The 19,797-nt window shown below is 63.2% G+C and carries 21 protein-coding genes; 18 read left to right on the top strand and 3 right to left on the bottom strand.

The genetic code is table 11. The annotated features are described in order from the left end of the window. The first annotated feature begins 4 nt into the window (after window positions 1-4). The 14 genes from H6B51_RS00980 to H6B51_RS00915 all read left to right on the top strand — a co-directional run bounded on the left by H6B51_RS00980 (window position 5) and on the right by H6B51_RS00915 (window position 13,019). Window positions 5-361, top strand: coding sequence for a hypothetical protein (locus tag H6B51_RS00980; protein ID WP_204881896.1), 357 nt, complete (start codon window positions 5-7; stop codon window positions 359-361). Window positions 362-421: 60 nt separating this feature from the next. Then, window positions 422-1,126 carry a DUF6320 domain-containing protein gene (locus H6B51_RS00975; protein WP_204881895.1) on the top strand — a complete coding sequence of 235 codons (705 nt, stop codon included), beginning with the start codon at window positions 422-424 and terminating at the stop codon, window positions 1,124-1,126. A 68-nt stretch (window positions 1,127-1,194) separates the two neighbouring features. Further along, complete coding sequence (locus H6B51_RS00970; RefSeq protein WP_204881894.1) at window positions 1,195-1,740, top strand: hypothetical protein; 546 nt, start codon at window positions 1,195-1,197, stop codon at window positions 1,738-1,740. Between the two features lie 55 nt (window positions 1,741-1,795). Beyond that, window positions 1,796-2,200: a Mini-ribonuclease 3 gene (locus H6B51_RS00965; protein WP_204881893.1), complete on the top strand. Its 405-nt coding sequence runs from the start codon at window positions 1,796-1,798 to the stop codon at window positions 2,198-2,200. Continuing rightward, window positions 2,201-3,925 carry an Rqc2 family fibronectin-binding protein gene (locus H6B51_RS00960; RefSeq protein ID WP_204881892.1) on the top strand — a complete coding sequence of 575 codons (1,725 nt, stop codon included), beginning with the start codon at window positions 2,201-2,203 and terminating at the stop codon, window positions 3,923-3,925. A 10-nt stretch (window positions 3,926-3,935) separates the two neighbouring features. Next, window positions 3,936-4,625 (top strand): response regulator transcription factor, encoded by a 690-nt coding sequence (locus H6B51_RS00955; protein WP_204881891.1) that lies wholly within the window; start codon window positions 3,936-3,938, stop codon window positions 4,623-4,625. A 110-nt stretch (window positions 4,626-4,735) separates the two neighbouring features. After that, a complete protein-coding gene (locus H6B51_RS00950) occupies window positions 4,736-5,656 on the top strand; it encodes an ABC transporter ATP-binding protein (RefSeq protein WP_204881890.1) in 921 nt (306 codons plus the stop codon). Beyond that, the gene (locus H6B51_RS00945; protein ID WP_204881889.1) at window positions 5,649-6,404 is read left to right on the top strand and encodes an ABC transporter permease; all 756 of its coding nucleotides are present in this window, start codon (window positions 5,649-5,651) and stop codon (window positions 6,402-6,404) included. The genes H6B51_RS00950 and H6B51_RS00945 overlap by 8 nt, the downstream gene beginning before the upstream one ends. 24 nt (window positions 6,405-6,428) lie before the next feature. Continuing rightward, window positions 6,429-7,175, top strand: coding sequence for a hypothetical protein (locus H6B51_RS00940; RefSeq protein ID WP_204881888.1), 747 nt, complete (start codon window positions 6,429-6,431; stop codon window positions 7,173-7,175). 64 nt (window positions 7,176-7,239) lie between these two features. Further along, entirely contained in the window at window positions 7,240-8,145 is a 906-nt protein-coding gene (locus H6B51_RS00935) for a sensor histidine kinase (RefSeq protein WP_243421080.1), read from the top strand. Window positions 8,146-8,319: 174 nt separating this feature from the next. Beyond that, window positions 8,320-9,177 carry a sulfide/dihydroorotate dehydrogenase-like FAD/NAD-binding protein gene (locus tag H6B51_RS00930; protein ID WP_204881887.1) on the top strand — a complete coding sequence of 286 codons (858 nt, stop codon included), beginning with the start codon at window positions 8,320-8,322 and terminating at the stop codon, window positions 9,175-9,177. Window positions 9,178-9,193: 16 nt separating this feature from the next. Continuing rightward, the gene (gene gltA, locus H6B51_RS00925; protein ID WP_204881886.1) at window positions 9,194-10,591 is read left to right on the top strand and encodes an NADPH-dependent glutamate synthase; all 1,398 of its coding nucleotides are present in this window, start codon (window positions 9,194-9,196) and stop codon (window positions 10,589-10,591) included. Between the two features lie 157 nt (window positions 10,592-10,748). Further along, the gene (locus tag H6B51_RS00920; protein ID WP_204881885.1) at window positions 10,749-12,086 is read left to right on the top strand and encodes an MATE family efflux transporter; all 1,338 of its coding nucleotides are present in this window, start codon (window positions 10,749-10,751) and stop codon (window positions 12,084-12,086) included. Window positions 12,087-12,191: 105 nt separating this feature from the next. Beyond that, window positions 12,192-13,019, top strand: coding sequence for a Cof-type HAD-IIB family hydrolase (locus H6B51_RS00915; protein WP_204881884.1), 828 nt, complete (start codon window positions 12,192-12,194; stop codon window positions 13,017-13,019). 14 nt (window positions 13,020-13,033) lie between these two features. On the opposite strand, the gene H6B51_RS00910 is transcribed toward H6B51_RS00915, so the two are convergent. Then, window positions 13,034-14,347, bottom strand: a complete 1,314-nt coding sequence (locus tag H6B51_RS00910; protein WP_335342080.1) for an MATE family efflux transporter — start codon at window positions 14,345-14,347, stop codon at window positions 13,034-13,036. Between the two features lie 72 nt (window positions 14,348-14,419). Here H6B51_RS00910 and H6B51_RS00905 point away from each other — a divergent pair, with 72 nt between their 5' ends. From H6B51_RS00905 to H6B51_RS00890, 4 genes are all read left to right on the top strand, one after another. Then, window positions 14,420-15,223 (top strand): MerR family transcriptional regulator, encoded by an 804-nt coding sequence (locus H6B51_RS00905; RefSeq protein ID WP_204881883.1) that lies wholly within the window; start codon window positions 14,420-14,422, stop codon window positions 15,221-15,223. A 143-nt stretch (window positions 15,224-15,366) separates the two neighbouring features. Then, on the top strand, window positions 15,367-15,732 hold the full coding sequence (locus H6B51_RS00900) for an ArsR/SmtB family transcription factor (RefSeq protein WP_204881882.1): 366 nt from the start codon (window positions 15,367-15,369) through the stop codon (window positions 15,730-15,732). A gap of 21 nt (window positions 15,733-15,753) precedes the next feature. Next, entirely contained in the window at window positions 15,754-15,972 is a 219-nt protein-coding gene (locus H6B51_RS00895) for a cation transporter (RefSeq protein ID WP_204881881.1), read from the top strand. A gap of 23 nt (window positions 15,973-15,995) precedes the next feature. Beyond that, window positions 15,996-17,894, top strand: a complete 1,899-nt coding sequence (locus H6B51_RS00890) for a heavy metal translocating P-type ATPase (RefSeq protein ID WP_204881930.1) — start codon at window positions 15,996-15,998, stop codon at window positions 17,892-17,894. A 121-nt stretch (window positions 17,895-18,015) separates the two neighbouring features. On the opposite strand, the gene H6B51_RS00885 is transcribed toward H6B51_RS00890, so the two are convergent. Both H6B51_RS00885 and H6B51_RS00880 read right to left on the bottom strand, forming a co-directional pair. Next, window positions 18,016-19,011 (bottom strand): asparaginase, encoded by a 996-nt coding sequence (locus H6B51_RS00885; RefSeq protein WP_204881880.1) that lies wholly within the window; start codon window positions 19,009-19,011, stop codon window positions 18,016-18,018. Continuing rightward, a complete protein-coding gene (locus tag H6B51_RS00880; protein WP_204881879.1) occupies window positions 19,012-19,617 on the bottom strand; it encodes an FMN-dependent NADH-azoreductase in 606 nt (201 codons plus the stop codon). It lies immediately after the preceding gene. Between the last annotated feature and the right edge of the window lie 180 nt (window positions 19,618-19,797).

Below are 19,797 nucleotides of genomic sequence, written 5' to 3'. Positions count from 1 at the left end.
GAATATGAAAAAGAACAAAACCATCTGGATCATAAGCGGGGCCATTCTGCTGCTCAGCTATGTGGTGTGCAGATACGGACTGTTGGATCTGCACGGTATGCACGATTGGCCGCTGGTCCTTTTGATCGCCGGCGGGCTGATCTTTCTCATCTCCCTTGTGTTTAAGTGCAGATATATCCCGATCTTTACGGCGGTGGGCTATCCCGCCGCGTTTGCTGTGGGCGTGATCTTTCAGTGGGGCGGCATGGACCCAAGAGGGTGGGTCATCAATCGATTGTGGTTGGTCTGGATGGTCACATATCTCTGCGTCATCGCCGCAGGGGGGATCGTGGAGGGTATGACAAGGAAACGTTCAAAATAGAGGCTCCCGTTTTTGCGTGTGGCAAGCCTGTCAACAAGCGGTCAGTAAGGAGAAATCGACATGTCCTATTGTGTTCACTGTGGGGTGGAGCTGGACGCCACCGCCGCCTTCTGCCCCCTGTGCCATACCCCGGTACTGGATCCGGGCCATCCGGTGGATTCCTGGTCTCCCAAGCCCTTCCCGACCCAGCCGGGAGAGGTGCCCCCGATCCATAAGAGGGCCATGGCCTGGGCGCTTACCGGGATGCTGGCCTGTGTGGCCGCCGGCTGCGGCCTGCTTAACCTTTTCCTCCGGCCCGGCAGGGGGTGGTCACTCTATGTGATCGGAGCGGTGATCATGCTGTGGGTGTGGATCGTCATCCCCCTGCTCATTCGGGGCATCCCACTGCTGCTGCGCAGCATCATCAATGTGGCGGCGGTGGGGCTGTATGTCTATCTGATCTCGCTGGATCTGAAGGGGTGGAACTGGTACATCGGCCTGGCGGTGCCCATCATCCTGTGGGGGGGCGCTGTGTGGCTGCTCCTCTCTCTCATGCTGCGGGTGTACCACCGCTCGGCCATCAGCGCCGCCGCCATCCTGCTGTGCAGTCTGGGAGTGTTTCTGGTGGGGGTGGAGTTTCTCATCGACCGCTGGCTCACCGGCGTGGTGGACCTGTCCTGGTCCCTGGTGGTGCTCACCATCTGTGTGTGCGTCGCCGTCCCCCTGGTCATCATCCGGCGCATCCCCGCCGTGCGGGAAGAGGTGCGGCGTCGGTTCCATATGTAAGTCACAAACGCGGCGCATATTTCTGCGCCGTGTTTTTTTGCATACAATGGAAGAAAGGGGGCGGCGGTATGGAGCGGCGGTTTTCTCTGGCGGATGAAAGGGGCTGGCTGACGGTGGCGGAGACCGGGGACCGGGCGGTATGCACCGCCCAGCTCCCCGCCGACGGAAGAGGTCTGTACAAGTGCTGGCTTATTGGTCCAGAGGGAAAGGCACTGGTGGGTACCTTTGTGCCCGAGGGCGGGGTCTTAAAGCTGAGCCGTACCCTGCCGGTGGCCCAGCTGAGGAGCTGCGGGGCATGGCCGCCCCAGGGGGCGGAGGCGGCCATGGCCTTTTCCTTTTCGGAGCAAAGGCCGGCCGTTCCGGCGGGATGGCGCTGTGAACCCGATCCCGCCCGGCTTATGGGGGAGCCGCTGCTGGCCCGTGCGGCGGGTGAGAGGAGCGCCCTCTGCCGCCGGGAGGAGGGGGGCTTTTGGCTGGCCTACCCCTTTGACCCCGGAAAGCCCTTTCCCCTCACCCCTCTGTTCTGCTTTGCCCGGCTGGAGCGGCTGGAGGGCCGGGACTATGTGGTGTTCCCCTTCCGTTCCGGGGGGTGTCCCCGGGGGGAGGAGTTGTAATTTGTCCCGCTTTGCGGTATACTGGCACAATAGATCAGAAAAATGAGGAATGGATATGACCGACTATTTTCATCTGAACGCCGCGCCCGACACCATCCGGGGCATCAGCAGCCTGGGGCTGGCCCATCTGGGAGACGGCGTGTTTGAGCTGATGGTGCGCTCCTGGCTGTGCCTTCACGGCAAGGCTACCTCCCGGGGTCTCCACAAGGCCACCGTCCGCTATGTGGCCGCCCCCGCCCAGGCCAGAGCGGTGGAGAAGATCCTGCCGGTGCTGGAGGAGGCGGAGCACGACGTGTTCCGCCGGGGCCGGAACACCAGCCCCCACAGCGTGCCCCAGGCCGCCAGCCGGGCGGACTACCAGGCCGCCACCGGACTGGAGGCCCTGTTCGGCTGGCTGTGGCTTCAGGGACGCACCGACCGGCTCAATCAACTTTTTGCCATCATGATGGAGGACGCGTAAATGCCATTGGACGCACTGTGTCTCACAGCCGTGGCGGAGGAGCTCCGCCGGGCGGTGGTGGGAGGCAAGATCGACAAAATATACCAGCCCACCCGGGACGAGGTGGTGCTCTTCCTTCGGGGTAAGGGGGAGAATCTGCGGTTGCTGCTGTCGGCCAACCCTGGCCACCCCAGGGCCCACCTCACCACCCTCACCCGGGAAAACCCGGACAAGCCCCCCATGTTCTGTATGCTCCTGCGCAAGCATCTGCTGGGAGGGCGTATCCTGGAGCTGAGCCAGCCCCCTATGGAGCGCATTCTGGACTTCCGCCTGGAGACCATTGACGAGCTGGGGGACCGGGTGGAGCGCCGGCTGGTGCTGGAGGCCATGGGCCGCTCGGCCAACCTGATCCTGCTGGATGGGGAGGGACGGATCATCGACTGTATCCGCAGGATCGATGGGGATATTTCCCGGGGACAGCGGCAGGTGTTGCCCGGTTTGTTCTACCGGCAGCCCCCCGCGCCTGACAAGGTAAACCCCATTACAGCGGATGAGGATACCCTGGCGGCCGCCCTGGAAAATCCCACACAAAAAGAGCCGGACAAGCTGATTCTGGACAGCTTTTGCGGCATTTCTCCCCTCATTGCCCGGGAGATCGCCTTCCGGGCCGGCGGGCAGGAGGGCCTTCGCATCGAGCTGGACAAGCTCCGAAAAGATGTACAGGAAAATAACTTTACACCATACCTCCTGACGCGGGAGGGCAAGCCGGTGGATTTTACCTTTCTGCCTATCCTCCAATACGGCCCTCAGACCGAGAGCATCCGCCAGGACAGCTTTTCCGCCCTGCTGGACAGCTTCTATGAGCGCCGGGAGGCGGCGGAGCGGGTGAAGCAGAAGGGCCAGGACCTGGTAAAGGCGGTGACCAACGCCCGGGACCGCACCGCCCGCAAGCTGGCCAACCAGGAGAAGGAGCTGGCCGCCACCTGGGAGCGGGAACGCCTGCGGGAGCAGGGGGACATCATCACCTCCAACCTCCACCGGATGGAGCGGGGGATGGGGATGCTGCGGGCCCAGAATTTCTACGACCCGGAGGGCGGGGAGATCGACATTAAGCTGGACCCTCTGCTTACCCCCCAGCAGAACGCCGCCAAATATTATAAGGATTACAACAAGGCCAAGAAGGCGGAGGAGATGCTCACCATCCTCATGGAGAAGGGGGAGCGGGAGCTGGAGTATCTCAACAGCGTGCTGGAGAACCTGAGCCTGGCAGAGGGGGAGCGGGATCTCCAGGAGATCCGCCAGGAGCTCACCGACACCGGCTATCTCCGCCGGCCCAAGACCGCTGCCAAGCGGGAGAAGCGGGTGGCGGGCAAGCCCATGGAGTTCCGCTCCAGTACCGGCCTGCGGATCAGCGTGGGCAAGAACAACAGCCAGAACGACCAGCTCACCACCAAGATGGCCTACAAGAGCGATATCTGGCTCCATACCCAGAAGATCCACGGCTCCCACGTGATCCTGTGGCTGGAGGGGGGAGAGGCCGACGCCCAGAGCCTCACCGAGGCCGCCATCCTGGCGGCTACCTTCTCCCAGGCGGCGGACAGCACCCGGGTGCCGGTGGACTACACCCCGGTGAAATATGTGAAAAAGCCCGCCGGGGCCCGGCCGGGCATGGTGGTGTACACCACCTATCAGACCGCCGTGGTGGACCCGGACCAGGAGCTGGCCCGCCGACTGCGAGTAAAGTAGGAGGAACGGTATGGATACCTATCATATTTTAGTGGTGGAGGACGACCAGGACATCAACAACCTGCTGTGCAAGATCCTCACCGGGGCGGGGTACCAGTGCCGCCCGGCCTACTCGGGCAGCGAGGCCGCCCTGTGGGTGGAGCAGTACGACTACGACCTGATCCTGCTGGACCTGATGCTTCCCGGCCTGACGGGGGAGGAGTTCATTGCCCGGCTCCGCCGCCGCAAGACCATGCCGGTGATCGTCCTCTCCGCCAAGGCGGGACTGGAGGACCGGGTGAACGTGCTGGGGCTGGGGGCGGACGACTTCATCCCCAAGCCCTTCGACAACCGGGAGGTGCTGGCCCGGGTGGAGGCCCAGCTGCGGCGGTACAAGCAGTTCGACCGGGGCGCCGGAGGCAGCCAGCTCACCCACGGAGACCTGGTGCTGGATAAGGAGGGGGTGACGGTGACTGCCGGAGGCCAGCCGGTGGCCCTCACCGCCCGGGAGTTTCGCATCCTGGCGCTGCTGATGGAGCACCCCAAGAAGGTATTCACCCGGGAGGAGCTGTACCAGCAGGTGTGGGGAGGGGAGTACATGGGGGATGACAACACGGTGAACGTCCACATCTCCAATCTGCGCTCCAAGCTGGCCAAGGCCAGCCCCGCCGAGTACATCAAGACGGTGTGGGGCATTGGCTTCAAAATGAGCGATCTGTGACCGCCGGAACGCTGATTTGGAACTTTAAACATTCTTCACCTTTGCTTAAAGACCTGTTGTTCCCTTGCCGCTATACTGGCATCACAAACTAAGAGAAAGGCTGATGCCCAATGACAGATACAGTATTGGCGACCAAGGGCCTGACCAAGCGGTACGGCAATCACCTGGCGGCAGACCGGGTGGAGCTCACCGTGGGGAAGGGTCAGATCTACGGCCTGGTAGGCCGCAACGGGGCGGGCAAGACCACCATCATCCGCATGGTATCCGCCCAGACGGTGCCCACGGCGGGGGAGATCTTCCTCTTCGGGGCTACCGGAAAGGAGCTCTCCCGGATGCGGGCCCGCACCGGGGTGATGGTGGAGACCCCCAGCTTCTATCCCTATCTCACCGCCAGGCAGAACCTGGAATACTACCGCATCCAGCGGGGGGTTCCCGGTAAGGGAACGGTGGACCAGGTGCTGGAGGAGGTGGACCTGGCGGACACCGGAAAAAAGACCTTCAAGAACTTTTCTCTGGGCATGAAGCAGCGGCTGGGGCTGGCTCTGGCCCTGATGAACCGGCCTGACTTCCTGCTGCTGGACGAGCCCATCAACGGCCTGGACCCGGAGGGCATCGTGGAGTTCCGCAACCTGCTGCTCAAGCTCAACCGGGAGCGGCAGACCACCATCCTGATCTCCAGCCACATCCTGCCCGAGCTGGCCAACCTGGCTACCTGCTACGGCTTTATCGACAACGGGGTCATGCTGGAGCAGATCTCCGCCCAGGCCCTGGAGGAGAAGTGCCGGGCCTGCATCGAGGCGCGGGTGGACGACCCCTCCGCCGCCGCCCTGGTGCTGGAGCAGCGGCTGAACATCAGGGACTATGAGGTGCTGCCCGGCAACCTGCTGCGGCTGTACCAGGAGCTGGACCGGCCCCAGGCGGTGGCAAAGGCCCTGGTGGAGGGCGGCGTGGGCCTCTTGTCCATTGAGAGCCGGGGGGCCAACCTGGAGGACTACTTCCTGTCCATGATCGGGGGTGTCCGCCATGCGTAACTATCTGGCTGCCGAGTGCTACAAGGTCTTTCACAGAAAATATCTCTACCTCACCCTGCTGGTGGTGCTGGTGTTGGAGGGACTGCTGGTGTGGGGGTGCTGGTTCACCTCCTCCAACGGCAACGCCGGCATGGATTTCCACTCTGCCATTATCACCCTGGTGATGCTCATGAGCATCGGCCTGTACGCCACTATTCTCACCGGCGACATGGTCTTTTCCGAGCAGCACAAGCACAACACCTTGAAAAATGAGGTGGCCTACGGCCTGCCCCGGGGGCGGATCTACCTGGGCAAGCTGGCGGTGGCCACCCTGGTGGCGGTGCTGGCCGCTCTGGTCATGCTGGGGTTCTATGTGCTGGGCTGCTGGGCGCTGCTCCCCCATAACGAGTCCGACCAGCTGGCACTGAACGCGGTGGGCTATGCCCTGGCGGGTTCCCTGCCCCTGTGGCTGGGAGGCCAGGGGGTGGTGCTGGCCTGCTACTTCCTGGTGCGCAGCTCCACCATGGCCGCCTTTCTGGCAGTGGGCCTGCTGGGGGTGGTGCCCCCCATCCTCCAGCTGTGCGGCATCCTGATCCATCCGGTCTTTGAGACCGTGCGCCAGTACATGCCCGCCGTCATGCTGGAAAACCTGAGCGCCAACGCGTTCCAGTGGGACTATGTGGGCCTGTGCTGGATCGTGGGCATGGCGGTGCTGGTGGGGGCCACGGTGGTGGGCCTGCTGGCCTTCCGGAAGAAAGAGATCCGTTGATTCAAACCACGGGGAGGGACTGCCATGCTCAATTATATCCAGGCGGAGCTGTGGAAAGCCTCCCGTACCAAGGGCCTGTATGTGCTGGCCGTCCTGCTGGCGGCGCTCACCGGCCTGTTTACCGCCCTCATGCTGGTGGCGGAGGATTTTGCCCAGATGGCCTCCGCCGCCGCCGCCACCATGCTGCTGGGGATGCTGGTGGCCCCCCTCATTGCCCAGGTGGTGGACGGCGGGGTGCTGAGCACCATGAAAAACGAGGTCTCCTTCGGCCTGGCCCGGGGGCGGATCTACCTGGGCAAGCTGGCGGCGGGACTGCTGCTGGGCCTGGGGCTCTGCCTGACCCTCATTGGGGGTTATCTGCTGGTGGGCTGGCTCGTCCTGCCCCACGGAGATGGGAGCAACGATCTGGCGGCCCTGGCGGCAGTGGGTTTCGCCCTGCTGGGCTCCCTGCCGGTGTGGTGCGGAGTATACAGCCTGTGTCACCTGATGGCCATGGCCATACCCAGCACGGCGGGCTGGATGGCGGGCTACTACCTGCTCAGCTTTTTCGGCCAGCCCATCCTGGCCGCTCTGGCCGGGATGTGGGGAAGCGGGCAGACCGCTTGGCTTCTCCAGGCAATCGTCATGCCGGCATCACTGCTGGTGCCCAGCTTTTTGCCTAACTGGCTGACAGGGGAGTACCTGCTCTGGTGCTGGACCATCGGGATGGGCTGGTTTATCCTGACCACCGGCCTGGGCCTGCTGTGGTTCCGCCGGCGGGAAATCAAATAAGACTGTGCCATTGGGCGTGCCGCATCTGCGGCACGCCTCCTTGGGTTGAAAAGGAGGAATGGGGATGCTGCTGATCCTGTGTATTCTGCTGTCCCTGCTCAGCTGTGGGCTGGGGCTGTGGGCGTGGACCCAGCGGAAGGCCCTGCGGGCGGCGGCAGCACAGTTGGCGGAGCAGAGCCGGGGGGACAGCGACGCCAGGGTGCGGCTGGCGGTGCCCAACCGAAGCGCCGAGGCCCTGCTGGAGCAGGTCAACCGGCTGTTGGAGCTGCGGCGGCAGGACCAGTCCCGGTGGCGGGAGCGGGAGCAGTCCCTTCGCCGCCAGATCGCCAACGTGTCTCACGACCTGCGCACCCCCCTGACCTCCATTTTGGGCTATCTCCAGCTGCTGGAGGACGAGGACCTGGGGGAGGAGGAGCGGCTGGAGTACCTGGAGGTGGTGGAGAGCCGGGCCCGTGCCCTCCAGAGCCTCATCACCGGGTTTTACGACCTGTCCCGGCTGGAGGGGGGCGAGTTCCCCCTGAACCGGGAGCCGGTGAACCTGTACGCCAGCCTGTCCGGTCTGCTGGCCGCCTTCTACGGGGATTTTACCGAAAAGGGCTTCGACATGACGGTGGAGCTGGAGGAGCGCCTGCCTCCCGTACTGGCGGACAGCGGCGGGGTGCTGCGGGTGTTCACCAACCTGATCCGCAACGCCCTGGATCACGGCAAGGGAAAAATGACCGTAAAGCTCTACCGGGAAGGGGATGGGGTGGTGAGCCTCTTTGCCAACCAGACCGACGAGCTGACGGAGGAGGACCTGCCCCGCGTTTTCGATCGTTTTTTTACCTCGGATAAAATGCGTACCGGCCGGAACACCGGTCTGGGGCTGGCCATTGTAAAGGCCCTGGCGGAGCAGATGGGCTGCCGGGTAGAGGCGGGACTGCGGGATGGATTTTTTTCCATTGCCATCCAATGGGTGTATGCCAAGTAAAAAAACTGTACTAACCGGTTAGTATCTGCCTTGACAAATGGGGTAAAAGCTGATATGGTTTTTCTGATATGGAAAATGTTTGCTTCCTACAGGCATTTTTCTGAGAGAAAATGGGAATGAAGGAAAAAGAGCCTCCCGGACAGATGGGGGGCGAAAAAGGCGAGGTTGAAGTACATGGTAAAAATCGTTCGGAAAAAGGTCCTCAACCCCAGCGTCACGCTGATGGAAGTGGAGGCCCCTCTCATCGCGAAGAAGGCCCAGGCGGGCCAGTTCATCATCCTGCGGGTGGATGAATATGGAGAGCGCACCCCCCTGACCATTGCTGACTATGACCGGGAGAAGGGGACCGTCACCATCATCTTCCAGAAGGTGGGCCTGACCACTGAGCTGCTGGGCGACCTGAACGAAGGCGACTACATCAAGGATTTCGTGGGCCCCCTGGGTCTGCCCACCGAGCTGCCTGAGGGCACCAAGCGGGTCTGCGTGGTGGGCGGCGGCGTGGGCTGCGCCATTGCCTATCCCCAGGCCAAGAGCCTCCACGCCCAGGGCATCCAGGTGGACGTCATCGCCGGCTTCCGCTCCAAGGACATCGTCATCCTGGAGGAGGAGTTCAAGGCCGCCTGTGATAACCTGTATCTCACCACCGACGATGGCTCCTATGGCGAGAAGGGCTTTGTTACCGACAAGCTGAAGAGCCTCATCGAGGCGGGCAATCAGTACGACGCGGTCATCGCCATTGGCCCCATCATCATGATGAAGTTCGTCTCCGCCGTGACCAAGCCCTTTGGCATCAAGACCATCGTGTCCCTCAACCCCATCATGATCGACGGCACCGGCATGTGCGGTGGCTGCCGTGTCACCGTGGGTGGCAAGATGAAGTTTGCCTGCGTGGACGGCCCCGACTTCGACGGCCACGAGGTGGATTTTGACGAGCTGATGAGCCGCAACACCGTTTACCGCGGGGAAGAGGCCGAGGAAAAAGAGCGCCATGCCTGCCGTATGGAGCAGCTGGCCCACCAGATGATTCAGTGAGAGGGAGTACATAACGATGCCGAATATGAGTATGACCAAAGTCCCCGTGCCCGAGCAGGACCCCAAGGTCCGCAGCCGCAACTTTGAGGAGGTCTGCCTGGGCTACACCAAGGAGCAGGCCATGGAGGAAGCCACCCGCTGCCTCAACTGCAAGAACAAGCCCTGCGTGGGCGGCTGCCCGGTGAACATCCATATCCCCGAGTTTATTGCCAAGGTGGCCGAGGGCGACTTCAAGGCCGCCTATGAGATCATTTCCGACACCAATGCTCTGCCCGGCGTCAGCGGCCGTGTGTGCCCCCAGGAGAGCCAGTGCGAGAAGTACTGTGTCCGGGGCGTGAAGGGCGAGCCTGTGGCCATCGGCCGCCTGGAGCGGTTCGTGGCCGACTGGTACCGTCAGAACATCAACGAGATGCCCGCCAAGCCCGAGAGCAACGGCATCAAGGTGGCGGTGGTGGGCTCCGGCCCCGCCAGCCTGACCTGTGCCAGCGACCTGGCCAAGCTGGGCTACCAGGTTACCATGTTCGAGGCCTTCCACACCGCCGGCGGCGTGCTGGTATACGGTATTCCTGAGTTCCGTCTGCCCAAGGCCATCGTGGCCAACGAGGTGGAGAAGCTCACCGCCATGGGTGTGGATCTGGAGACCGACATGGTGGTGGGCAAGACCTACACCATCGACGAGATGTTCGAGGCCGGCTATGAGGCCGTCTTCGTGGGCTCCGGCGCTGGTCTGCCCATGTTCATGGGCATCCCCGGCGAGACTCTGGCCGGCGTGTACTCCGCCAACGAGTACCTCACCCGTATCAACCTGATGAAGGCCTATCTGAATACCTACGACACCCCCATCAAGAAGATCAAGAAGGCCGCCATCGTGGGTGGCGGCAACGTGGCCATGGACGCCGCCCGCTGCGCCATGCGCATGGGCGCCGAGCATGTGTATGTGGTGTATCGCCGCAGCGAGGCTGAGATGCCCGCCCGTAAGGAAGAGGTCCACCACGCCAAGGAGGAGGGCATCGAGTTCCTGCTCCTGAACAACCCGGTGAAGATCCTGGGCGATGACAAGGGCCGCGTCCGGGGCATGGAGTGCATCAAGATGGAGCTGGGCGAGCCTGACGCCAGCGGCCGCCGCCGCCCTGTGGAGGTCCCCGGCAGCGAGTTCGAGCTGGAGGTGGACGCCGTCATCATGAGCCTGGGCACCAGCCCCAACCCCCTGATCCGCTCCACCACCCCCGGCCTGGACGCCAACAAGAAGGGCTGCCTGGTGGCCGACGAGGAGACCATGGCCACCACCCGGGAGGGCGTGTACGCCGGCGGTGACGCCGTCACCGGCGCCGCCACCGTCATCCTGGCCATGGGCGCCGGCAAGAAGGCCGCCGCCGCCATGCACGACTACCTGGTGAAGAAGCACAGCAAGTAAGCCAAACCCCAAGCGGGGCGCGCCAGACGGCGCGCCCCGCTTTTCTTGGGTCAAAAACTTACTGGGCAGAAAGTAACTGAGCAAAAGGTGGGGATTGCGGGAATGGAACGGGAGGGGTACACTACACCTGAATGAGAGAAAAGGAGAGGATCTGGGTATGCCAGCCCTGCAAAACGACCTGACCCAGGGATCGGTCAGCCGGAAGCTGATTCGGTACGCCATGCCCCTGGTGGCCTCCAGCCTGCTGCAGGCCATCTATTCCATCACGGACATCATCATTGCCGGACACTATATCGGGGAAAACGGCATTTCCGCCATCAACACCTCCAGCGTCATCATGAACATGCTCACCCAGCTGGCCATCGGCGTCACGGTGGGCGGCAATATTCTGGTGAGCCAGTATTTCGGCAGCGGCGCCCATGAGGACCGCCGGAAGGCGGCGGGCAACACCGTGTTCATCGGCGTCATTGCCGGTGTGCTGTTCACCGCCCTGGTGGTCCTGCTCTGCCGCCCCATCCTGGTGCTGCTGAAGGCCCCCGCCATGGCCGACTCGGTGGCCTATCTGGGTATCTGCGGAGTGGGCCTGTTCTTTATCTTCGGCTACAATGCCCTGTCGGCCATCCTGCGGGGGGTGGGAAACTCCCGGATCCCCCTCTACTGCATCATCGCGTCGGTCTCTCTCAACGTGGTGCTGGACATTCTCTTTGTGGCGGTGTGGCATATGGGGGTGGCGGGGGCTGCCCTGGCTACCATTACCGGCCAGGCGGTGTCCTTTGTGGCCGCTCTGCTCTTCTGTCTGGCCCACCGGGCCGACCTGGGTCTGCTGCCCCGCTATCTGGCCCCTGACCGGCAGGTGGTGAGCCGCACCCTGAAGCTGGGCCTGCCGGTGGCCCTCCAGTGGACCATCGCCAGCGTGTCCTGGCTGGTGGTGCTCACCCTCATCAACAAGTACGACGTGGACGTGTCAGCGGCCAACGGGGTGTCCAACAAGATCCGGGACTTCTGCCAGCTCTTTGTCTCCGCCCTCACCACCGGCGCCGGTACCATGTGCGCCCAGTGCCTGGGGGCCGGGCTGTATGACCGGGCGGAACAGGTCATGAAAACCTGCATGAAGCTGTCCCTGGGCATGGCTGCCCTCATCGTGGTGCTGGCCGAGGTGCTGGCCCCCTGGCTGGTGATGATCTTCACCCCCGACCCCGACGTGCAGGCCTGGGCGGTGGTCAACCTGCGCATCGAGATCGTCTGCCAGATCTTCTACGCCGGTATGTTTACCTACAACACCCTGGCCACCGGCTCGGGTCACACCGTGTTCATCATGTGGAACTCCTTCCTCAACTGCATCGTGGTGCGGCTGGTGCTGGCGGTGGTGCTGGAGCACTTTATGGGCATCTACGGCGTCTATCTGGCCTGCGGCATCGCTGTGTCCAGCTCGGTGCCGGTGGGCTACTGGTTCTACCGCTCCAACCGCTGGAAGACCATGAAAAATATCAGATAAGTCACAAAACGCAGGCCGGTTCGGCCTGCGTTTTTTCTGTGGGTTGCAAGAGGGCCCGCCGTCCTGTATACTGGAGGGGTAATTTGAACACAGATGGAGTATGCTATGAATGACATTCGATTGATCTGCCTGGATATGGACGGCACCCTGCTGGATGACGACCACGCCACCGTGCCGCCCCGGAACATCACCGCCCTCCGGGCGGCTTCGGAGCGGGGGGTGGCGGTGGCCATTGCCAGCGGCCGGGCCTGGGCCCTGCTGCGGGGTGTGGACGCCCAGCTGGGGGTGACCCGGTACGCGGTGCTGTCCAACGGCGCCGCCGTGCTGGACGTGGCGGAACACCAGTGGCTCTACCGCCGGCCTCTGCCGGAGACCGCCCGCCGGGAGGCCATCCGGAAGCTGCTGGACTGGGGGCTGCCCTTTGAGGTGTACTGTGAGGGACAGAACTACATCCAGCGGGACCGGATGGAGCTGGTGGTGGGCAGCGCCCTCTCTCCCGAGTTTGCCCAGGTACTGAGAACCTGTTCTCAATTTCCCGAGGATATCAACACCGCCCTGGACGGCAAGGCGGTGGAGAAGATCCATATTTTCCACATCCCGGAGGCGCAAAAGCGGGAGCTGCTGGCCCTGACCGATGAACTGGGTCCTCTGGCGGCGGCCAGCTCCTATCCGGGCAATCTGGAGCTCACCGCCCTGGGGGTGAACAAGGGGTCCGCCATCCAGGCCCTGTGCGCCCGGCTGGGCATCGGCCCGGAGCAGGTCATGGCCTTCGGGGACGCGGGCAACGATCTGGAGATGCTGCGCTGGGCCCGCTGGTCCTTCGCCATGGCCAACGCCTCCCCGGAGGCCAGGGCGGCCGCCCGCTACACCACCGGCTCCAACCGGGAGGGCGGGGTAGGTATGGCGGTGGAGCGATATCTGCTCAAACCATGAAAAAACGGCCCGGATCACGGGCCGTTTTTCTGTAACCGGTGGAAATAGGCCCCCAGAAAGCCCAGGGTGAACAGCAGGCACAGACCCTCGGAGGCCAGAGGGGCCAGCCACACCCCGCTGTCCCCAAGCCAGGCGGACAGGGCCATCAGGCAGCCGGAGATGAGCACCAGCCCCCGCCCGAAGGAGATGGTGAGGGCGGGAAAGGGATGCTCCATGGCAGTGAAGAAGCCGGAGACCACCACGTTGAACCCCAGGGGGAGGAAGGACCAGGCGTACATCCGCAGGGCGGTCATGGTATAGTCCAGCAGGGGATCGCCGGGCTCCAGGAACAGCCCGACGATGGGCCCGGCCAGCAGCTGGCACAGCCCCCAGAACAGTACCCCCGCCCCCACCGCCAGCCGCAGGCCGTAGGTCAGGAACCTGTGGCACACCGGCCGCTCACCCGCCCCCAGGTGGAAGCTGGACAGAGGCTGCACCCCGTGGGCGGTGCCGATCATGGTCATGAGCACCAGGGTGTTCACGTAGCTGACGATGGTGTAGGAGGTGAGGGCAGCTTCTCCGGACACCCGCAGGATGGTCTGGTTGAACAGGAAAATGACGATGCCGTTGGAGAGCTCGCTGAGCCCGTCGGCGGTGCCCAGGGGGATGATCCTGCGGTAAGCCCCCAGGTTGGGCCGGAATTTGCCAAACCGCAGGGGGGCGGGGTGGCGGATAAAGTAAAAGACAAACACCGCCGTGGAGGTGACCTGAGACAGTCCGGTGGCCAGGGCGGCCCCCCACACCCCCCAGTGAAAGTGCATGACAAACACATAGTCCAGCAGGACATTCATAATGGCGCAGGACAGCACCCCGATGGTACTGACGTGGGGGGCGCCGTCCGCCTTCACCTGGACCTCCAGGTTGTAGGACACGGTGAAAAAGACGGCGAAGCAGGAAATGGTGCCCACATACTCCTTCACCAGGGGAAGCAGATCGCCTTCGGCTCCCAGGAATCGGGCCACCCCATCCAGGTTGAGGAGTACCCCGGCGGTGAGGGCCAGGGAGAGGATAATGACCACCGCCAGGTTTTGATTGAAGTAGTTGCGGGCCTCCTCCTCGTCTCCCCGGCCCAGGGCCAGGGAGAGGACGGTGGAGGTGCCGGTGGCCAGCAGGATGCCCATGGTGAAGATGAGGGACACAAAGGGCATGGACAGGTTCACCGCCCCCAGGGCGTGGCTGCCCACCCCGTGGGCCACAAAGATGCCGTCCACAATGGTGTACAAAGAGAAGATCCACATGGACACGATGGACGGGATGGTGAATTTCAGAAACTTGGATACCAGCTTCACGGATAAAACCTCCTCGCTGGTACCATGATAAACCCTCGTATCATACGAGAGTCAAGAGGGGGGACGAAAAAAGTGAAAGAATACTATCAGATCCATGAGCTGGCAAAGCTCTTCGACCTGTGTCCGGACACCCTGCGGTACTATGAGGAAAAGGGACTGCTCCACCCGGCCCGGGGAGAGAACCGATACCGGCGGTACGGCATCCAGGACGTGTGTACCCTGAACATCATCCGGGCCCTGCGGGAGCTGGATCTGCCCACCCGGACCATCCGGGACTATCTGGAGCGGCGGAGCGTGGGGGAGACCATGGCCCTGCTGGACCGGGAGGAGGAGCTGCTGGACCGCCGGATGGCCGAGCTGGAGGAGGCCAAGCGGGAGGCGGCGGAGCGGCGGCAGCGGCTGGAGCGGTACCGGGCGGTGGAGGCCCTGCGGCCGGAATGGGTGGTGGAAGAGGCGCGGCCCTATGTGTTCCTGGAGGAGGATTTCATTCTGGAGAAGGAGATCGACTTCCAGCTCAAGCGGCTGGCTCAGCGGCACCAGGACTACATCCAGATCATCGGCAGCCAGTGCATGGGGGCGGCGTTGGACCAGGATAGCCTGGAGCGGGGCGTATACAACCATTTCTCACGGGTGTTTTTCCTCACCAGGCCAGGCTTGCCTTGCGATGACAGATTGCCTGCGGGGGAATATGCCCGGCTGTACTACCGGGGGCCCTACGAGGCCCTGGAGGACCATCTGACCCTGCTCACCGGCTTTGTGACGGCGGAGGGGCGGCGGCCCGCCGGGCCGCCCCTGGAGCTCTATCGTATTGATGCTCACGACACCAATCGGGTGGAGGAGTATGTCACCGAGCTTCAAATCAGAGTGGAGGGCTGAGCGGGCACGGAGGTGCCCGGAGCAACCAAGGGGGCTGCCGCCTCAGTGCGGCAGCTCTTTTTTTTTGCTTTGGTACTTGACAAAGAGCGAGGGCAATGCTACTATAAATACATGAACAAATAATCATATGAGCAGGTGATAACATGATTGACAACACACCCGTAGAATGCTGTGACCTGATGGCAGCCCATCCGGATATTGTGGATCAGGTACGGCGGGAGATGCCCGACGAGGACACACTGTACAATCTGGCGGAGCTCTTCCATGTCTTTGGGGACTCCACCCGGATGCGGATCCTGTATGTGCTCTTCACCTCGGAGATGTGTGTGTGCGACATTGCTACCCTACTGGGCATGACCCAGTCGGCCATCTCTCACCAGCTGCGGCTGCTGAAAAACATGAAGCTGGTGCGGGCCCGTCGGGAGGGTAAAACGGTGTTTTACGCTCTGGCGGACGATCATGTCAAGACCATCATCAACCAGGGCCTGGAGCATGTCCACGAGCTGTAAGCGGAAAGGGAGGAACGAACGATGAAAAAGCGTTTTGCCATGGAAAACCTGGATTGTGCCAACTGTGCCGCCAAGATGGAGGCGGCCATTCAGAAGCTGCCGGGGGTGAACAGCGCCACCGTCAGCTTTATGACCCAGAAGCTGACCATCGACGCCGAGGAGGGCCGGCTGGAGGAGATCCTGGACCAAGCGGCGGCCATCTGCCGGAAGGTGGAGCCCCATTGTGTTATCAAACGATAGGGGAGGAGAGTCCTGTGGGTGCTTTGACCCGATCCCAGAGGCGGGACCTGGCGCGGATTTTGGCAGCGGCAGCCCTTTTGGCGCTGGCCAAGCTGCTGCCCCCGCTGTCCCGTCTCCTGGAGGTGTTGTTGTATTTGGTCCCCTATGCCCTGGTGGGCTGGGATGTGGTGTGGCGTGCCCTCCGCAACCTGATCCGGGGCCAGGTCTTTGACGAGAATTTCCTCATGGCTCTGGCCACTGTGGGGGCATTTTTCACCACGGAATACGCCGAGGCCGTCTTTGTCATGCTGTTTTATCAGGTGGGGGAGCTCTTCCAGAGCTACGCCGTGGGCCGCTCCCGCCAGTCTATCGCTGATCTGATGGATATCTGCCCCCAGTGGGCCAACCTGGAGGAGCCTGACGGCACGGTGACCCAGACGGACCCGGAGGAGGTGCCGGTGGGGGCCCGTATCGTGGTCAAGCCGGGGGAGCGGGTGCCCCTGGACGGCACGGTGGAGGAGGGGACCTCTACCCTGGACACCGCCGCTCTCACTGGGGAATCTCTGCCCCGGGCGGTGGGGGTAGGGGACAGCGTCCTCAGCGGCTGCGTCAACCAGTCCGGCCTGCTGCGGCTGCGGGTGACCAAGCCTTACGAGGAGTCCACTGTGGCCCGCATCCTGGAGCTGGTGGAAAACGCCAGCGAGAAGAAGTCCCGCTCCGAGCAGTTCATCACCCGGTTCGCCCGGTACTACACCCCCTGCGTGGTACTGGCCGCCCTGGCCCTCTTCCTGCTGCCCACCCTGGCTCTGGCCCTTCTGCCCCAGACCGCCCTGCCCTCCTTCCTGGCGGGCACCGTATGGAGCCAATGGCTCCACCGGGCCCTGGTGTTTCTGGTGATCTCCTGTCCCTGTGCCCTGGTGATCTCGGTGCCCCTCAGCTTTTTCGGGGGCGTAGGGGGCGCCAGCAGGTGCGGTATCCTGGTGAAGGGGAGCAATTACCTGGAGGCCCTGGCTGCCGCCGAGACGGTGGTCTTTGATAAGACGGGTACCCTCACCCAGGGGACCTTTGGGGTGAGTGCTGTCCACCCGGCGGAGGGGATGGAACCCGGCCATCTGCTGGAGTACGCCGCCCTGGCGGAGCGGTGGTCGGACCATCCCATCTCCCAGTCTCTCCGGGCGGCTTGTCCACAGGAGCCGGATGCCGGCCGTGTGACCGACGCCCGGGAGCAGGCGGGCTACGGAGTGGAGGCACTGGTGGACGGCAAGCCGGTGCTGGCGGGCAGCCGCCGGCTGCTGGAGGGGCGGGGCATCTCCGTGCCCACCTGCGATTTGCCCGGCACCTTGGTCCACGTGTCGGTGGACGGGAGCTATGCCGGCCATATCGTCCTTTCTGACCGGCCCAAGCCCGATGCCAAGGGGGCCATTGCCCGGCTCAAGACGCTGGGGGTAAGGAAGGTAGTCATGCTTACCGGAGACACCGGGGAGACCGCCGCCGCAGTGGCGGGAGAGTTGGATGTGGACAAATACCACGCCCAGCTGCTGCCGGGGGACAAGGTGGACCGGGTAGAGAAGCTGCTGGCTCAGACCTCCCCCAAGGGCAAGCTGGTCTTTGTGGGGGACGGCATTAACGACGCCCCGGTGCTTACCAGGGCCGACGTGGGGGTGGCCATGGGTGCCCTGGGCTCCGACGCGGCCATTGAGGCCGCCGACGTGGTGCTCATGGACGACAAGCCCTCCAAGCTGGCGGTGGCGGTGGCGATCGCCCGCAAGACTGTCCGTATTGTCCGGCAGAACATCGTCTTTGCCCTGGGGGTGAAGGGCGTGGTGCTGGTACTGGGCGCTTTTGGGGCAGCCTCCATGTGGGCGGCGGTGTTCGCCGACGTGGGGGTGGCGGTGATCGCCATCCTTAACGCCATGCGGGCCCTCCGGGTGGAGCAGTGCTGAAATACATAAAACCGGGCCCGCGGGCCCGGTTTTTACTATAAAATTGCCTCTCAATCTTCCCCCACAGTGGGGAAGGCGGCCTGAAAGGCCGTATGAGGGGGCCGCATTTTCATAGGCCCGCTCAGGCCATCTCTCCCGCCAGGGATCGCTCCATGTAGTCCCGGATGATCTCCCGATCGTCGGTCTGGCCCAGCACCCACATCAGCTTGGTCACCGCCGCCTCAGTGGTCATGTCCCGGCCCTGGATGACCCCCTGCTCCAGGGCCCGTTGGCCCACCTCATAAAGGGAGAAGTCGCTGGGTTCATACAGACACTGGCTGCATACCACCACCGTCATCCCCGCCTGGGCGGCGGCCTGAAGCTTGGCGATGAGGTCCCGGCGGACAAAGTGGAGGCCTCCCGCTCCGAAGGCCTCGATGACGATGCCCCGGTAGTGCATCTGAAGGAGCATATCGAAGATCTCCGGGTCCAGGCCGGGGGTGAGCTTGATGAGGAACACCTTGTCGCACAGCCTGTCCCGAAGGGAGCAGGCCCCGGAGGCAGAGGGAATGGCGGCCGAGTGGATCTGAAGCCCCTTGCCGTCCACGCTGGCGGCCAGAGGCCAGTTGACACTTTCAAAGGCGTCAAAATCGGTGGTACGGGTCTTGACCGCCCGGCAACCCAGGATGACCTTCCGGTCGAAGGCCAGAAAGACGCCCGCCACCCCAGAGGCCGCCATGGCCAGGGCAGTGCGCAGGTTTTCCATACCGTCGCTGAGGGGGTGGGTCATGGGCAGCTGGGCCCCGGTGAGCACCACCGGGATGGGGATGCCCCGCAGCATGAAGGAGAGCACCGAGGCGGTGTAGGCCATGGTGTCGGTGCCGTGGGTGATGACGATGCCGTCGTAGGCCTCCCGTTTGGCGAAGACCTGACGGGCGATGGTCTGCCACTCCTCCGGCTGGATATTGGAGGAGTCCAGATGGAGGACATCCTGGATGGTGATCTCATAGGAGTCGGTCACCCCGTGGGGAAGGAGCCGGGTGAGCTCATCCCCGGCCAGGCCGGGAGCCAGCCCCGCCCCGGTGGGTAGGGAGGCGATGGTGCCGCCGGTGGTGAGCAGCAGGATCCGGGGCCTCACTTAAAACACCTCCGCCAAAGCCTCCGCCCGGACCATAGCCTGGGCCATCAGGGCGTCCTTATCGTTGCGCACGTCGTCCAGTCCCTCGGCGGCCAGGCAGTGGAACTGATCAATACCGTACATGGCGCACAGAGCCTCCAGCTGCCGGGCCCCCATCTCCATCCAGGCGGTCTCCGGCCTGGAGAAGTCCCCGCCCCGGGTGGTGATGAGCAGCAGCTTGTCCGCCCGGCACAGCCCGACGTTGTTGCCTTGCTCGTCATAGCCAAAGGTGATGTCGGTAACGGAGATCCGCTCCAGGTAGATTTTCAGAATGGCGGGGAAGGACAGGTCCCAGAAGGGAGCGGCGATGACCAGCTTACCGGCGTTGGCAAACTGATGGGCGGGATCGAACATAGGATGATCCAGCTGACCGGCGTTCCACAGGGCGTCCCGTTCCTCCAGCACCTCCGGGTATTGAGGAGGCAGACGGTCGGTACACAGATCCCGCTGGACCACGGTGGCCTGAGGGTGGAGGGCCTGCCACCTGGCCAGAAAATGCCGGGCCAGTTTCAGGGAGCGGGAACGCTCCCCCCGGACACAGGCGTTGATAAACAGAAGCTCATCCATAGCAAACACTCCCGCGTGGTTTTCAAGATTATAATGCTTGTATAATGCTTGACTTTATGCTATCACAAGAGAGGAGCTGAGGCAAGGTCGGCAGCGAAAAAGAAAATGCGAAAAACAGAAAAAAGTGGTTGACAATGGGGGACGGACGTGGTAATATAAATCCTGCGCTGAGCAAAAGCG

Source organism: Pseudoflavonifractor phocaeensis, assembly GCF_016901955.1.
GTDB classification, from domain to species: domain Bacteria; phylum Bacillota; class Clostridia; order Oscillospirales; family Oscillospiraceae; genus Flavonifractor; species Flavonifractor phocaeensis_A.
This window is presented reverse-complemented; position numbering and strand designations above follow the sequence as displayed.

What these genes read in the sequence shown, in the direction of transcription:
- H6B51_RS00930 (WP_204881887.1), top strand. Translation starts at nt 8,320, where the DNA reads ATGGTAAAAATCGTTCGGAAAAAGGTCCTCAACCCCAGCGTCACGCTG.
- H6B51_RS00915 (WP_204881884.1), top strand. Translation starts at nt 12,192, where the DNA reads ATGAATGACATTCGATTGATCTGCCTGGATATGGACGGCACCCTGCTG.
- H6B51_RS00950 (WP_204881890.1), top strand. Translation starts at nt 4,736, where the DNA reads ATGACAGATACAGTATTGGCGACCAAGGGCCTGACCAAGCGGTACGGC.
- H6B51_RS00980 (WP_204881896.1), top strand. Translation starts at nt 5, where the DNA reads ATGAAAAAGAACAAAACCATCTGGATCATAAGCGGGGCCATTCTGCTG.
- H6B51_RS00945 (WP_204881889.1), top strand. Translation starts at nt 5,649, where the DNA reads ATGCGTAACTATCTGGCTGCCGAGTGCTACAAGGTCTTTCACAGAAAA.
- H6B51_RS00940 (WP_204881888.1), top strand. Translation starts at nt 6,429, where the DNA reads ATGCTCAATTATATCCAGGCGGAGCTGTGGAAAGCCTCCCGTACCAAG.
- H6B51_RS00920 (WP_204881885.1), top strand. Translation starts at nt 10,749, where the DNA reads ATGCCAGCCCTGCAAAACGACCTGACCCAGGGATCGGTCAGCCGGAAG.
- H6B51_RS00970 (WP_204881894.1), top strand. Translation starts at nt 1,195, where the DNA reads ATGGAGCGGCGGTTTTCTCTGGCGGATGAAAGGGGCTGGCTGACGGTG.
- H6B51_RS00900 (WP_204881882.1), top strand. Translation starts at nt 15,367, where the DNA reads ATGATTGACAACACACCCGTAGAATGCTGTGACCTGATGGCAGCCCAT.
- gltA (WP_204881886.1), top strand. Translation starts at nt 9,194, where the DNA reads ATGCCGAATATGAGTATGACCAAAGTCCCCGTGCCCGAGCAGGACCCC.
- H6B51_RS00880 (WP_204881879.1), bottom strand. Translation starts at nt 19,617, where the DNA reads ATGGATGAGCTTCTGTTTATCAACGCCTGTGTCCGGGGGGAGCGTTCC.
- H6B51_RS00965 (WP_204881893.1), top strand. Translation starts at nt 1,796, where the DNA reads ATGACCGACTATTTTCATCTGAACGCCGCGCCCGACACCATCCGGGGC.
- H6B51_RS00960 (WP_204881892.1), top strand. Translation starts at nt 2,201, where the DNA reads ATGCCATTGGACGCACTGTGTCTCACAGCCGTGGCGGAGGAGCTCCGC.
- H6B51_RS00935 (WP_243421080.1), top strand. Translation starts at nt 7,240, where the DNA reads ATGCTGCTGATCCTGTGTATTCTGCTGTCCCTGCTCAGCTGTGGGCTG.
- H6B51_RS00955 (WP_204881891.1), top strand. Translation starts at nt 3,936, where the DNA reads ATGGATACCTATCATATTTTAGTGGTGGAGGACGACCAGGACATCAAC.
- H6B51_RS00975 (WP_204881895.1), top strand. Translation starts at nt 422, where the DNA reads ATGTCCTATTGTGTTCACTGTGGGGTGGAGCTGGACGCCACCGCCGCC.
- H6B51_RS00895 (WP_204881881.1), top strand. Translation starts at nt 15,754, where the DNA reads ATGAAAAAGCGTTTTGCCATGGAAAACCTGGATTGTGCCAACTGTGCC.